The organism is Hymenobacter sublimis, from assembly GCF_023101345.1.
Classification (GTDB): Bacteria; Bacteroidota; Bacteroidia; order Cytophagales; family Hymenobacteraceae; genus Hymenobacter; species Hymenobacter sublimis.
In genome coordinates this window covers 207,133-221,420 of sequence record NZ_CP095848.1, presented here as the reverse complement: position 1 = coordinate 221,420, position 14,288 = coordinate 207,133, and the positions used below count along the sequence as shown (strand labels likewise).

At 55.1% G+C, this 14,288-nt stretch carries 14 protein-coding genes; 10 read left to right on the top strand and 4 right to left on the bottom strand.

Annotated features, from left to right (window positions below; genetic code table 11):
• Nucleotides 1-2 precede the first annotated feature (2 nt).
• The 6 genes from MWH26_RS00970 (at nucleotide 3) to MWH26_RS00945 (ending at nucleotide 6,633) form a co-directional block, all read left to right on the top strand.
• Nucleotides 3-359 carry a hypothetical protein gene (locus MWH26_RS00970; protein WP_244694702.1) on the top strand — a complete coding sequence of 119 codons (357 nt, stop codon included), beginning with the start codon at nucleotides 3-5 and terminating at the stop codon, nucleotides 357-359.
• 158 nt (nucleotides 360-517) lie between these two features.
• Nucleotides 518-2,365 carry an ABC transporter ATP-binding protein gene (locus tag MWH26_RS00965; RefSeq protein WP_247975685.1) on the top strand — a complete coding sequence of 616 codons (1,848 nt, stop codon included), beginning with the start codon at nucleotides 518-520 and terminating at the stop codon, nucleotides 2,363-2,365.
• 193 nt (nucleotides 2,366-2,558) lie between these two features.
• The gene (locus tag MWH26_RS00960) at nucleotides 2,559-2,963 is read left to right on the top strand and encodes a hypothetical protein (protein WP_244694700.1); all 405 of its coding nucleotides are present in this window, start codon (nucleotides 2,559-2,561) and stop codon (nucleotides 2,961-2,963) included.
• A gap of 15 nt (nucleotides 2,964-2,978) precedes the next feature.
• The gene (lpcA, locus tag MWH26_RS00955; protein ID WP_247975684.1) at nucleotides 2,979-3,560 is read left to right on the top strand and encodes a D-sedoheptulose 7-phosphate isomerase; all 582 of its coding nucleotides are present in this window, start codon (nucleotides 2,979-2,981) and stop codon (nucleotides 3,558-3,560) included.
• Nucleotides 3,561-3,825: 265 nt separating this feature from the next.
• Nucleotides 3,826-5,364: a YifB family Mg chelatase-like AAA ATPase gene (locus MWH26_RS00950; protein WP_247975683.1), complete on the top strand. Its 1,539-nt coding sequence runs from the start codon at nucleotides 3,826-3,828 to the stop codon at nucleotides 5,362-5,364.
• A 234-nt stretch (nucleotides 5,365-5,598) separates the two neighbouring features.
• The gene (locus MWH26_RS00945) at nucleotides 5,599-6,633 is read left to right on the top strand and encodes a quinone-dependent dihydroorotate dehydrogenase (protein WP_247975682.1); all 1,035 of its coding nucleotides are present in this window, start codon (nucleotides 5,599-5,601) and stop codon (nucleotides 6,631-6,633) included.
• A gap of 116 nt (nucleotides 6,634-6,749) precedes the next feature.
• Here MWH26_RS00945 and MWH26_RS00940 read toward each other — a convergent pair whose 3' ends face one another.
• Complete coding sequence (locus tag MWH26_RS00940) at nucleotides 6,750-7,871, bottom strand: acyloxyacyl hydrolase (protein ID WP_247975681.1); 1,122 nt, start codon at nucleotides 7,869-7,871, stop codon at nucleotides 6,750-6,752.
• Between the two features lie 289 nt (nucleotides 7,872-8,160).
• On the opposite strand from MWH26_RS00940, the gene MWH26_RS00935 reads away from it, so the two are divergent.
• From MWH26_RS00935 to MWH26_RS00920, 4 genes are all read left to right on the top strand, one after another.
• Entirely contained in the window at nucleotides 8,161-8,910 is a 750-nt protein-coding gene (locus MWH26_RS00935; RefSeq protein ID WP_244694696.1) for a porin family protein, read from the top strand.
• 322 nt (nucleotides 8,911-9,232) lie between these two features.
• The gene (locus tag MWH26_RS00930) at nucleotides 9,233-9,934 is read left to right on the top strand and encodes a porin family protein (protein ID WP_247975680.1); all 702 of its coding nucleotides are present in this window, start codon (nucleotides 9,233-9,235) and stop codon (nucleotides 9,932-9,934) included.
• A gap of 128 nt (nucleotides 9,935-10,062) precedes the next feature.
• Complete coding sequence (locus tag MWH26_RS00925; protein ID WP_247975679.1) at nucleotides 10,063-10,842, top strand: porin family protein; 780 nt, start codon at nucleotides 10,063-10,065, stop codon at nucleotides 10,840-10,842.
• 95 nt (nucleotides 10,843-10,937) lie between these two features.
• Nucleotides 10,938-11,540 carry a porin family protein gene (locus MWH26_RS00920; RefSeq protein ID WP_247975678.1) on the top strand — a complete coding sequence of 201 codons (603 nt, stop codon included), beginning with the start codon at nucleotides 10,938-10,940 and terminating at the stop codon, nucleotides 11,538-11,540.
• A gap of 86 nt (nucleotides 11,541-11,626) precedes the next feature.
• Here MWH26_RS00920 and MWH26_RS00915 read toward each other — a convergent pair whose 3' ends face one another.
• The 3 genes from MWH26_RS00915 to plsY form a co-directional block, all read right to left on the bottom strand.
• On the bottom strand, nucleotides 11,627-12,988 hold the full coding sequence (locus MWH26_RS00915) for a dipeptidase (protein ID WP_247975677.1): 1,362 nt from the start codon (nucleotides 12,986-12,988) through the stop codon (nucleotides 11,627-11,629).
• Between the two features lie 66 nt (nucleotides 12,989-13,054).
• Nucleotides 13,055-13,540: a DUF2199 domain-containing protein gene (locus tag MWH26_RS00910; protein WP_247975676.1), complete on the bottom strand. Its 486-nt coding sequence runs from the start codon at nucleotides 13,538-13,540 to the stop codon at nucleotides 13,055-13,057.
• Between the two features lie 12 nt (nucleotides 13,541-13,552).
• Nucleotides 13,553-14,194, bottom strand: a complete 642-nt coding sequence (plsY, locus tag MWH26_RS00905) for a glycerol-3-phosphate 1-O-acyltransferase PlsY (RefSeq protein WP_247975675.1) — start codon at nucleotides 14,192-14,194, stop codon at nucleotides 13,553-13,555.
• Nucleotides 14,195-14,288 lie beyond the last annotated feature (94 nt).

Sequence of the window (14,288 nt, the reverse complement as noted above, 5' to 3'; positions counted from 1 at the left end):
TTATGCGCCATGAATCTGCCACCATGCTGCTGTACCGGCCAGTTAATCAGCAAGAATTAGATTTGATTGCCGCCTCGGGCTGGCTGGAGTTTCCGCCGCGCCTACCGGAGCAGCCCATCTTCTACCCCGTGCTGAATGAGCAATACGCTGCCCAAATTGCCCGGGACTGGAATGTGCCTTACTACGGCGTGGGCTACGTGCTACGCTTTGCCGTGGACGCCGACTATGCCGCCTCATTTCCGGTGCAGAACGTAGGCGGCCGGGAACATGAGGAACTGTGGGTGCCGGCCGAGGAGCTAGCCGAATTCAACCAGCACATCGTCGGCCAGATTGAGGTAGTGGGCATGTTCCAGGCCTGAGAGTTGGTGGGATTGCACTTCAGTTTTGCGTGAAGAGCCTTTTGCCACCCTGGCAAAAGGCTCTTCTGCTTGCTATCAATGTGCTTACCTATGGCTCAGGCCGGCTTGCTGACCTGCCACATTGGTAGCGCGTCGGATGCTGTACCTTTGTGCTTCCGATGAAGACCTACCTCCGCATTCTGCAATACGCCCGCCCCTGGGCTGCCTTTCTGCCGCAATACCTACTATTTACCTTGCTGGGTACAATATTTGGAACTGCCAACTTCACGCTAGTTATCCCACTATTGAGCGTACTGTTCGACAAATCGGAACAAGTTGCATTTCAGGCTCCGGCTTCCCTTCCCAGCTTTGCACCAACCCTTGATTGGGTAAAAAACTCCTTCAACTATTATTTCGCTGACGTGCTGGCACAGCATGGCGAAATGGGTGCACTGACATTTGTTTGTGGAGTCGTCGTCGTTTCTGTGCTTCTCAGCAATGTATTTCGCTACCTGAGCCTGCGAATTTTAGCAATGGTTAGGGCGCGGGTAATCAGCAATATGCGGCGTGATTTATACTACCGCATCACTGATCTGCCGCTTAGCTTCTTTGGGAAAGAACGCAAGGGCGATTTAATGTCCCGTTTCACCTCTGATGTGCAGGAAGTAGAAACGTCAGTGGTGAACACCTTAACAGCTGTTATTCAGGAACCTCTGCGCATTATTGTCTACTTCGCACTGCTGTTCTACATTTCCGTACCCTTAACTCTATTCGCGCTAATTTTGCTTCCTATATCGGGAGGGCTTATCGCAGGGGTGGCTAAACGGTTGCGCACCCAAGCAAAGCAAAGCCAAAGCACGCTAGGCTCCATGTTGTCGGTGATTGATGAAACATTAGGCGGCATCCGAGTCATAAAAGCCTTTAATGCTCAGACGTATATTAAAGGCAAGTTTGAGGACCAGAATGACCAGTACGCTAGCACCTCCCGCAACATTGATAATACTAGGGATTTGGCGTCTCCTTTCTCCGAAGTTGCTGGGGTAGCTGTGGTAGTGGGCTTATTGTACTTCGGGGGTACATTAGTATTAGGAGAACAACCTACACTTACTGGTCCCACATTTATCGGCTACGTTATCCTGTTTTCGCAGGTGCTCACGCCGGCCAAGGCGCTGTCGTCGTCCTTTGGCAACATTCAGCGCGGCTTGGTGGCCGGCGAGCGGGTGCTGAGCATTATTGACACGGAGCCAGTAATTCGGGATAAGCCCAACGCACAACTCCTGCCGACCTTTGAGCAGCAGATTGAGTTGCGCAACCTGCAGTTCAGCTACGGCGACACGCCCGTGCTGCAAGATATTAACCTCGTCATCCAGAAGGGCAAAACCGTAGCGCTGGTAGGGCCCAGCGGCGGCGGCAAAAGTACCCTGGCCGACCTACTTCCCCGCTTCTACGACCCTACCGGCGGACAGCTGCTCATTGATGGCAACGATGTGCGCGACTGCACCATTCACTCCGTCCGCGACCAGATGGGCATTGTGACCCAGGAAAGCATTTTGTTCAACGACACCATTTTCAACAACATCCGCTTCAACACCCAGGCCACCGAGCAGGAAGTGATGGAAGCCGCCCGCATTGCCAACGCCCACGACTTTATTATGGCCGCGCCGGAAGGGTACCAAACCTTCATTGGCGACCGGGGCAGCCGCCTGTCGGGTGGGCAGCGCCAGCGCCTGAGCATTGCCCGCGCCATCCTACGCAACCCGCCCATCCTGATTCTGGACGAGGCTACCTCCGCGCTGGATACGGAAAGTGAGAAACTGGTGCAGGAAGCCCTAACGCGCCTGATGCAGAACCGGACTTCCCTTGTTATTGCCCACCGCTTGAGCACGGTGCAGCACGCCGATGAAATTCTGGTGCTCCAACACGGGCGTATTGTGGAGCGCGGCACTCACGAGCAGCTGCAGCAGCGCGAAGGTGGCCTCTACCAGCGCCTGAGCCTGATGCAAACGACTAACGCCGCCTTGGTATAGGCCTGGAAATTCCGCTGTGTTATCGGCTACTCAGCCGTTAACTACTTGCCCCATCAAAGCTGAAAGCAGGCGCGAACTAAGGCACACTAAGCCCTTACGGGTTTCCCATTGCGAAAAACCTATATTTAGTCCGCGAAGTTGGCTGTCCCGTATGAGGGCTAGTTCTGTACTCCACCACAACCTGCTACAACTCATGCTTGCTCTCAAACGTCTGGTTACGATTCTGGTCATGGTGTTCCTGCTGCTGGCGCTGCTAGTGCTGCTGCTGCCTTCCGTGCGCGCCAGCTTCGTAGGTATGGCCGGCACTGCGGAGGCTCTGTATTTTGCCCTGCTTATTGCTGCAGTAGTGTTACTGGGCCTGCAGTTGATTACCGAAAACCTCGACAGCACCCTGCTGCGCCGGGAAGTAGCCGTTCGCGAAGCCAAGATCAACGAGTTGAAAGCCCGGCTCTACGACCACCAGATGGAGCAGCGCACCTCTGCCGACCGCCCGCTGGGTGCCCCGCGCACCGGCACCACTACCCTACCCGATGGCTACATAGCGCCGGCATCGTCGGGTGTGCCTCCTTCGGATGCTGCCAACCAGCCCCTGGCTTAACCTTTACCGCGTATCGTGTCTTCCCTTTCTGATCTTATTCGGGCCGAGCTAACGGAGGCCCAATCGGTTCTCGAACGTTTTCTGCAAGATTCTGCCAACCTCGGAGCCATAGAACAAGCGGCCCGCCTAATGGCTGGCTCTTTAAATCAGGGCGGTAAAATCCTGACCTGCGGCAACGGTGGTTCCCTCTGCGACGCCCAGCATTTTGCCGAGGAGCTAACGGGCCGCTACCGCCAAAACCGCCGCGCCCTGGCTGCCATTGCCCTCACCGAGGCTTCGCACATGAGTTGCGTAGCCAACGATTTCGGCTACGACCATGTGTTCAGCCGCTTCGTGGAGGCGCTGGGCCGCCCCGGCGACGTGCTGCTGGCTATTAGCACCAGCGGCAACTCCCCCAACGTATTGCTAGCTGCCCAGGCTGCCCGCGCGGCTGGCATGCAGGTAGTCAGCCTGACGGGCAAGGATGGCGGCCAGTTAGCTGCCATCAGCGACGTAGAAATTCGGGCCCCGCACAGCGGCTACGCCGACCGGATCCAGGAAATTCACATCAAGGCTATTCACATCCTGATTATGCTCATTGAGCAGCTGGTGAAGTAGCACGTAGTGAGTCTTGCCACAAGCCACTACTGCCTCCTTGTACAGCTGAAGTAGCAAAAGGCCGAATCCATGTAGAGTGACGCGTAGTACTACGCGTCACTCTACATGGATTCGGCCTTTTGCTTCCTATATCAATTTCTTACCGCTTTATTTCTCAGCTCAGTTGCTGAGTGCGAGCAGCTAAAGAACGCGACTCTGTTATGCGCCTGCTACATTTATTCTACCTTCGTTATTTCCATTCTCTTACTAATGTATTTCCTAGGTTATGCTCACCAAAACCTTCGGCTCGGCCGTGCAAGGGGTTAATGCATATACTATTACTATTGAAGTAGTTGTATCACAAGGCACGGGCTTTTTCGTGGTAGGCCTACCTGATAACGCCATCAAGGAAAGTCAGCAGCGGGTAGAAGCAGCCCTGAAGTTCCGAGGCTACCGGATGCCGCGCACGAAGGTGGTCGTAAATATGGCCCCCGCCGATATTCGCAAGGAAGGTTCCTCCTACGACTTGCCCATTGCTCTGGGCATTCTGCATGCCTCCCAGCAACTGACCACCGAACGGTTAAGCGAGTACATCATTATGGGTGAGTTGGCCCTGGATGGGGAGCTGCGGCCGGTGCGGGGTGTGTTGCCTATTGCCATTCAGGCCCGCAAGGAAGGCTTTAAGGGCTTTATCCTGCCCCGCGGCAACGCCCAGGAGGCAGCTATTGTCAACAACCTGGACATCATTCCGGTAGACACTATGCAGGAAGCCGTTGACTTTCTGGAAGGTCGCCAACCTATTACGCCCGTTGTGATTGACACCCGGGACGTATTTCAGCAGATGGCCAACCAGTACACCGCCGATTTTGCCGATGTGCAGGGCCAAGAAAATATCAAGCGTGCCCTGGAAATTGCGGCGGCTGGGGGCCACAACGTCATTATGATTGGTCCGCCCGGCGCGGGTAAGACGATGCTGGCCAAGCGCCTGCCTAGCATTTTGCCTATTCTGAACATGCAGGAGGCGCTGGAAACCACGAAAATTCATTCGGTGGCGGGTAAGCTGGGGGCCGATGCATCTTTGCTCAACACCCGGCCGTTCCGTGCGCCTCACCACACCATCTCCGACGTGGCCTTGGTAGGCGGCGGGGGCAACCCACAGCCCGGAGAAATTTCACTGGCCCACAACGGGGTACTATTTTTGGATGAGCTGCCGGAGTTTAAGCGCACGGTGCTGGAAGTGATGCGTCAGCCCCTAGAGGAGCGCCGCGTGACTATTTCCAGGGCTAAAATCAGCATTGATTTCCCGGCCAACTTCATGCTCATCGCCAGCATGAACCCCTGCCCTTGCGGCTACTACAACCACCCTGAAAAGGAGTGCGTGTGCGGCCCCGGCGTAGTGCAGCGTTACCTCAACAAAGTCAGCGGACCGCTGCTGGACCGCATTGATCTGCACGTAGAAGTCACGCCCGTAACCTTCGACCAGATGACGGAAACACGGCGTTCGGAGGATAGCCGCGCCATTCAGGAACGGGTAGAGCAGGCCCGGCAGCGGCAGGCTGGGCGCTTCCGGGAGTTTCCCGAAATTCACTCAAACGCCATGATGCCTTCCCAGATGGTTAAAGACATCTGCCGCATCGACCAAGCCGGCCTAACCCTACTCAAAACAGCCATGGAGCGCCTCGGCCTCTCGGCCCGGGCCTACGACCGAATCCTGAAGGTAGCTCGCACCATTGCTGATTTGGCTGGCACTGAAGAAATCCAGATTCAACACCTAGCCGAAGCCATTCAGTACCGCAGCCTCGACCGGGAAGGCTGGGCGGGGTAATAGTGGTGCAGTAAGCGAGTAAGTGAATGAATAAGCTGCTACACGTAAGATGTTGTTATTCTGAACAGAGCAGAGAGTTTGGATGAATGGCTTTCGTTGTAGCGACTCGTGTCAGCGTAACCAGGTCCTTCGCTCGACGCAGGATGACACTTCACCTATACAACTTGTTCACTTACCCGCTCAACCACTATTTCACTGCGTCGCTAACTCACCTTTTCCCATCTTTGCGGCATCATGTACAAAGCGCTGCTCAAACCGCTTTTCTTTCGACTTGATGCGGAAGAGGCTCACCATCTGGTTTTTAACAACTTGAAACGGGTGTACCGCCTGCCGGGGGCCCAGGCAGTGCTGCGCGGCCTTTATGAGCACCAGCACCCTAGCCTGGAGCGAGAGGTGTTTGGGCTGTCCTTCCGAAATCCAGTAGGCTTGGCGGCGGGCTTCGATAAAAACGCGGAGCTGACGGATGAATTGGCGGCATTGGGATTCGGGTTCGTGGAAATTGGGACGGTTACGCCCCGGCCCCAGCCGGGCAACCCGCTGCCACGCCTGTTCCGGCTGCCCAAAGATGAGGCCTTAATCAACCGTATGGGTTTTAACAACTCTGGGGCTGAGGCTGCTGCTGCCCGTCTGCGCCGGCGCCGGGCTCCCGGGCTGATTATTGGGGGCAACATTGGTAAAAACAAAGACACACCCAACGAGTTGGCCGCCCAGGACTACGTGGCCTGCGTGGAGGCCCTGCACGAGGTGGTTGACTATTTTGTGGTAAACGTTTCCTCGCCTAACACTCCCAACCTGCGCCAATTGCAAGAGCGGGAGCCCCTAATTGCCTTGCTGCAACAGGTACAGGAGCGCAACCAGGCCCTACCCCAGCCCCGCCCCCTGTTACTTAAAATTGCCCCGGACCTAACTGATTCTCAGCTCGACGACATCTTGCTGATTGCCCGCGAAACCGAGCTCAGCGGCCTAGTAGCTACCAACACCACCATTAGCCGCACCGGCCTGACGACTCCTGAGGCCCAGGTAACGGCCGCCGGAGCGGGTGGCCTCAGCGGACGCCCCCTGCGGCGGCGCGCTACGGAGGTTATTCAGTACCTGAGCAGCCGAAGCCGCGGGCAGCTGCCCATTATTGGGGTAGGCGGTATCCACTCGGCCCAAGATGCACAGGAAAAGCTGGCAGCCGGCGCAGCCCTGGTTCAGCTATACTCAGGGTTTATTTACGAAGGGCCGGGGCTGGTAAAGCAAATCAATCAAGCTCTTACTAGGGCCTAGGTTTCGGCGTTTGTTCGCTAGTTCTGCTCAGTAGTTTTGCCCGGCTACCTTGCTGAAAACCGCTGCCGATTAGTGCCGCCAACGTAGCACTAGGACTTTGGGACTAGCCAAGTCTTCTAGAGTTTTATGCCTAGGCGCCACTCAATAACGTCGGCCGCACCGCGGTGTACCTTCAGGTCTACGTTGCCAAAGACTCGCTCGGTGAAATGGTATTTTAGCCCGAGCCGCTCGTAGTAGAAGTTGTTGGATTTGTAGGGGTTATATACGTAAAAGCCCAGGTGTGACACGAATGCCAGCCGGCCAAATAGCAGTTCATGCCCGACGTAAACGCCCGCCTTTTTTACGTCAGGTAGCCGCACGCTGGTGCGGGCAGTATCCCGCAGCTGCGCCCGCAGGCTCCGGTCATAAAATCCTTCGAGGCCCGCTGTTAGGTTGCTTTTGCGGTTCACGCGCCGACCCACTGCCAGGGTCACGGAGTTTACCAGGTAGTTTTGCGAGTCGGCTTCATTGCGCTGCTTCCATCCCAGCGAGGCACTCAGGTTCAGAAAGTTGCGACCAATATTGGTGGGCGCTGGCGCCGGGGGTGTAGCCAAGGGGCGCAGGGGCCGTTGCTGATGGTAATTAAGGCCCAGCACCACGGTAGGCAGGTTGATGCCAAAATTAGGTTTGGTGGTAGCGCCGTTGGAATAATGGTTGAGGCCCACCCCCAACAATAGGCCCACCTGTTCGCTCAGGGCCACATCATACTCGAGGCGGGTTTGGAGGGTAGCGTTGAGCCGGGAGCTAATAATGGTGTTTTTGTGGTTCGTGGCTTGGTCGAACCGCTTGGAGAAATAGCCTATTCCCGTCCCGATGCGGAAGCTTAGCTCCTGGCGCCGTGTCTGCCAAAAAGCTTTATTAATGTAGACACTAGCCGCGTAGGACTGGCCCAGCCGGGGGTTACGATAGTCGTAATACACCAGGGCTACACCCACTTTGGGGTAGCGGTACCAGGCGTGCCAGGGTTCCCCACCATGCGTCTGACGCTGCAAGTTCATCTCCACACCCGTCGGGTGCGACACAGCTAAGTGCTTGACGGCCGGCGTGTGGGCCATGATAAAGCTGCCTTGAGCGTAGGCTCCTATCACCAGCGGGGGCCGACTCTGGGTAATGAGTTCCGGGGTCGTTTGCGCCTGGGTGTTCGTTAGTCCACTTCCTGCCAGTGCCCCTACTAATAGCACCCCAAATCGAATCATCATAACGCGGAAGGCCAACTGCCCAAAAGTAACAAAACCTGTTGGAAGCCATGCGCCAAAGCGGTGCGTCAGATTCCTACTTGGCGCTGTTTATTGGTATGGTAACAAGTTGCTGGTGTTGCACTTCCTCATGACGAGCTGCATTATCACTAGGATAATTCTAAAGTAATTCTGTACTCATCCGCAACCAACTGAGGCTTTTTTGCGCTATGAGGCCTTGAAACCACGAGGAACGTGGCTGTGCTGGTCAGTGAAGTGGTCTTTGTAGGCATTTTCCCCATCCCCCTATCCCATGAAAAAATTTGCAGCTCTTACGTTGGCTTTGGCCTCAGCTGGTTCAATTGCTCACGCTCAGGATGCCGGTGGCTTCCGCATTGGCGTGAAAGCTGGTGCCACTTACTCCAACATTTCCGGCGACAATGTTGGGCAGATTACCGGCCCCAACTACAGCACTGACCTAGCCGACTACAAGCTCGGCTACAACGCTGGGGTGTCCTTGACGATTCCATTGAGCAGCGACGGTTTCTTCTCTTTCTCGCCAGAATTGCTCTATAACCGGAAGGGCTACGAAATTCAGACGGAGCAGAATTCGGGCTTCGCCGCTGGCTCTAACATCACCAAAATTGAAGTAGAGCAGAAGCGGGTGCTGCATTACGTAGATGTGCCACTGCTAGCAAAAATCAACGCTGGAGGTCTGTTCTTTGAGCTGGGTCCGCAGGTGAGCTACCTGTTCGGATCGAAGAATAAGCAGCAGACCACCACCAAATATTCGAACAACCAGAAGGACAAAGTGGACGCTAACAGTGGCTTCCAGGACTACACCGGCATCAGCCGCGACGAAGCCTACAAATCTGACCTGTCGCAATTTGACATCAGCGGCGTAGCCGGCCTGGGCTACATGACCGATGGTGGTCTGAGCATCGGCCTGCGCTACGCCCGTGGCTTTAACTCCCTGATTGACACCAAGGACCAAGACAACGAGCCAAAAGCGTTCAACAATGCCTACACGCTGCAAGTTGGCTATCTGATTCCGACCAAGTAAGCACTTGGCTCACACCATAAAAAAAGGCTACTCCGCAAAGGGGTAGCCTTTTTTTATGGTGCGCAATCTAGCTGCAGCCTAGGTGAAGTACAGCTAGCCAGCGTTTTTATGGCTGAGCTACTGGCTCGGTAGGAATTACTACTGTGGGAAAGTGATTGGAGCGAGAAGCATACTCAACTGACTACCAGGTCATTTTAAAATAAAAAATCCAAGCAGGGAACTTTCACGGGAAGGAATCTACACGCTGGCACACTTTTCGACGTTAGCCCGACAGTTCCACTTCCTTTCACCTGTGGAGTTGTCACTCAACCCTATTTGCACCATGAAAAAGACCGTCTTATTTGCCGCTGCCCTGCTGGGTGTAGCCGCTGTTTCGTCCTCTTACGCGCAAGGTGTTCGTCTGGGCTTGCGCGCCGGCACCAACTACTCCAACCTGGCCGGCAACGTTCAGAACGAGAATACTTACAACAACAAATTTGGCTTTCTGGGCGGCGTTATGCTGAACGCCGATATCACCGGCGACGGCTTCTTCTCCATTCAGCCCGAAATCCTGTACTCACAGAAGGGCTTCGAAAATAAGCCTACGGAATATACCAGCACCATACTGGGGGTAGGCTACACGGAGAAGCGTGAGGGCAAGGTTAACTATAACTACCTCGACGTGCCCGTGCTGCTCAAAGTGAATGCCGGCGGCCTAGTTCTGGAAGCGGGCCCGCAGTACTCCTACCTGCTCAGCGCCAACGATGAAACGAAAGTGACCCGCACGCGCCAGCCCAACGGCACGCCCACGGTAGCCGAAGCGGAAAACAAGAAGGATGTAAGCGGTTTCAAGCGTAGCGAGCTGGGCTACGTGGCCGGCGTGGGCTACCAAGCCGACAATGGCCTGAGCCTGAATCTGCGCTACACCGGCGCCTTCAGCGACTTTGTAAAAAGCGACAATGGCAGCTACTTCAACGGCGACCTGGCCAACGCCCGCCACTCCGCGTTTCAACTCTCGCTCGGCTATCTAATTCCGAGCAAGTAAGCTTGATCTACGATTAACTACTGCCCGACTTGCGTGAGCTGGTCGGGCAGTTTGCGTGAGGTTTGTTTCGGTGCGCCCGCCTCTTTACGTGCCTCTATTCATTCCATGCCCCCTACTTACTGGACTTAATGCGGCTTTTTTACGGATTTTTTGTTACTCTATTCGTATTGGTAAACCATCATGGCACAGCGCAACGCATACAGTTAGGCCTCAGAGGCGGCGGGGTAATCACCCATGGCATAGGGGCCAATGCTACTAACAGTTCCCCTCGGTTTGGAGGTGAAGGTGGGGCCCTGATTCGGATAAAAATTACGCAGCAACTGGCCCTGCAGGCCGAGGGGCTCTACGCACAACGTGGTGACAAGAGCACAAGCTATGGCCCCTCCATCATGCACCGCCTGAACTACCTTTCGCTTCCCGTACTGGCTCAGTACCACTACGGTGATATTTTCTTCGAGGCTGGGCCTTCTTTTAGCCAACTGTACGCTGCTACCCCTACTATAGCACAGTCTACAAACAGCAGTGGCACCGTCTTTCGCTCTCGCGAATTGGGGTTTATAGTGGGTATCGGCTACCAGGATAGCACCGGCTTGATGCTGGGCTGGCGCTATAACGGCGGACTAAATAATGTGTACCGACGGGTGGACTTAGCAGGCAGCAGCCAAGTACAGTTGCGCAATAGCGCTATAGAGTTTTATTTGGGGTATTTGTTCGAGCCTAAAGAGGCTGCCCACCTTGCTGTGGGTAGCGCCAAGCTGGCCTTTGTTACTACTCCTGTCCTTCTGTTTAAAGGCAGCAAATTTCTGTTCTACACAGCTCCGGGAAAGCTCGTTCGAGGCATAGGAAAAAAGCGTAGGCAAGCTACTACCGACGTGGTTTCTCCGCCCAATGAAGCCAAACCAAAGTAAGTACTTCTCTCGCGGGTGAGGTAGCGAGTTTAGTGGGCAGCATCGGACCTCCTCGATTGTTTTGGGCTACTTTTATGCCTCCTTATCTCTTTCCTATGAAAAAGATTTTCTTTTCCCTGGCCCTGGTTGCCGGTGTTGGTGGCTTAGTGCAAGCGCAGTCTGTGCAGGTAGGCGTTAAGGCCGGCGCTAATCTGGCTACCGTTGTCGGCGACGATGCTAGCGACGCCAATGAAAGCAAAGTAGGGCTCAATGCCGGCGTGGCTTTCCGATTTGGACTTGATGCGGAAAATCAAGTGGCCCTTCAGCCGGAGTTGTTATACTCCGTAAAAGGCACTCGCTCGCAAGACGGAAAGAACAAGTCCGACTTAACCCTGCACTCCCTCGATATTCCGGTGCTCCTTCGCCTTGATGCCAAAGGCCCTTTCTTCGAATTGGGCCCGCAGATAGGGTTTTTACTAGCTGTCAGAAGTGAGTTGAGCGACGGATCTTCCTCAGTTGTCGGTCGGAACAAAGACGCGTATAACAAAGTAAGCCTTGGTGCCGTGGCCGGGGTAGGCTACCAGTTCAGCAGCGGACCGAGCGTTGGCATCCGCTATAATCGGGACTTTAGCTCTGTGTATGAGAAAATACAGGGCACCCAAGCGCAGCATTTCAACTCTATATTTCAGTTTCAACTAGGCTATATGTTTGGCCGTTAGCCTCAGACGGCAGCTAGCTTCAATGAAAACGGCTCGTTTCCGTACTGGAAACGAGCCGTTTTGTATTCACATGTTTTCCGCGCCGCTTACTTGGTAGCTGCGGCGTAGTTGCGGTAGAAATGCGGAATGGTTTCGATGCCCTTCAGGAAGTTAAACACGCCGTAATGTTCATTGGGCGAGTGGATGGCGTCGGAGTCGAGGCCGAAACCGAGTAGCACCGTATCTAGCCCTAGTTCCGATTTGAACATGGCCACAATGGGGATAGAGCCGCCACCGCGGGTAGGAATGGGGCGCTTGCCGAAGGTAGTTTCCATGGCATCGGCGGCGGCTTTGTAGGCTACTGAGTCGGTGGGCGTTACTACCGGCTCGCCGCCGTGGTGGGGCTTTACTACTACCGTTACGCCGGCCGGCGCAATGCTTTCGAAGTGCTGCTGGAAGATCTGCGTGATTTCGTCGGAGGTCTGGTTTGGCACCAGGCGCATGGAGATTTTAGCGTAGGCCTTGGAGGCAATAACCGTTTTGGCGCCCTCGCCGGTGTAGCCGCCCCAAATGCCGTTCACGTCTAGCGTCGGCCGGATGCCAATGCGCTCCACGGTGGTATAACCGGCTTCGCCATAGGTGGCGGGCAGGCCGATGCTTTGCTTGAACTCGTCATCAGAGTGCGGCACCCGGTTTAGTTCGGCGCGCTCCTGCTCGCTGAGTACGGCTACGTTGTCGTAGAAAGCTGGGATAGTAATGTGGTTATTTTCATCGTGCAGGGAGGCAATCATCTTGCAGAGCACGTTGATGGGGTTGGCCACCGCGCCACCGTAGAGGCCGGAGTGCAGGTCGCGGTTGGGGCCGGTTACTTCCACTTCGTGGTAACTCAGGCCGCGCAGGCCTACCTCAATGCTGGGCTGCTCGTTGCTGAGCATGCCGGTATCAGAAATCAGGATGACATCGGCCTTGAGCTTCTCCTTGTTGTTGCGCACGAAGATGCCCAAGTTGTTGGACCCAATTTCCTCTTCGCCCTCAATCATCACCTTCACGTTGCAGGGTACGCCGCCCTCCTGGTTCATCAGTTCCAGGGCTTTCACGTGCATGTACACCTGGCCTTTGTCGTCGCAGGCACCGCGGGCGTAAATCTTACCGTCTTTGATAACGGGCTCAAACGGCCCGGAAGTCCACAGCTCATACGGGTCGGCGGGCTGTACATCGTAGTGGCCGTACACGAGCACGGTAGGCAGCGTCGGGTCGATGATTTTCTCGCCGTAGACAATAGGGTTACCAGCCGTGGGGCACAGCTCCACGTTCTCCAATCCGACTTCCTCGAAGCGGGCTTTCAGGTACTCGGCGGCGCGCAGCACGTCGCCGTGAAACTTGGGGTCAGCTGATACGGAAGGAATGCGGAGCCAGTCAATCAGCTCATTCAGGAAACGCTCTTGGTTCTGCTCGAGGTAGGAAGCCATGCGGCGGTGGGGTTGGGGTGGAAATGCTGGGGTAAAAGTAGCCAACGAAATGGTAGGGCTTAGTTACTACTTGGGCAGATATTCATGCACGATTTCCCAAGCTTTATCAGCACTGATACCTTCATGCTGCGCAACTGATAAGGGATGGTTCGTGGGTTCGAGCTCTATCCAAGGACGCAGATTGCCGCACTGGAATCGCGCTTGTGTTTTCAAAGACAGTGTTTCCCCAAATTCGGGAATATCAGAACACAGCCACCCAAAATAAGGGCCGATTTCATCGGTATTGGGATGCTGTTGGTAAGTCCAGAAATTCTCCTCCTTCTGGCTAATCCATGCACCTATCCCAAAATAAGATTCGCTGTCATGAAGCGGTATTTTAATAACACCACGTATGTAGAAGTACTGATTGTCAATAATGCAGGTATCAGCAGTTACTTGAACTCTAGTATCTCTTTGCTCTGGAGGTACATCAAAGTAATTTTCCGGCTTGGCAAAACCGATATCCGGTAAGTACTCGTGCGTTTCACCGCAACAGGCGCAGACATAGCTCATAATTACTTTGGTCTATTTTTTATCCCACGGCATGGGCACGCGGCTCTCAGTGCCGGCGCGCAGACGGCCGATGTTGGCGCGGTGGGTGTACACGAGCAGGGCGGCCAGCACAAAGCCAAACCAGAGCAGCAAGGAGTTATCGGGGCGGAACTGGGGTAGCAGCTGGAGCAGGGCAAACACGATTCCGGCCGTCATGGAAGACATCGACACGTAGCGCGAAATCAGCAGCACCGTGATGAACACCAGGATGCACACCCCTACCGTAGCGGGGGCAATGGCCAGCATCATGCCCAGCACGGTGGCTACGCCCTTACCGCCCCGGAAACCCGCCCAAATAGGATAGATATGGCCGACCACGGCCAGCACTCCACAGGCCAGTTGGTAATACAGAAGCTGGTCGGGCAGAATGGCGCCCTGGTTGAGCATTACCTGGGCCAGGGAGGTAGCCAGCCAGCCTTTGAGCACATCTACGGCCATCACGAAGGAGCCGGGCTTCTTGCCTAGCACCCGGAAAGTATTGGTAGCCCCAGCGTTGCCAGAACCATGCTCCCGAATATCCAGCCCAAAAAACGCGCGGCCGACCCACAACGCCGTTGGGATAGAGCCAATAAGGTAAGCGGCCACCAACAGGCCAAGCACTAAGGGGAGATTCATGGAAAGGATGGGTAGCGTTTCGTCGATACCGACAAAGATATCATTGTCATTCCGACCGTAGGGAGGAATCTGGGTCCATGGCTACATGGCAAAC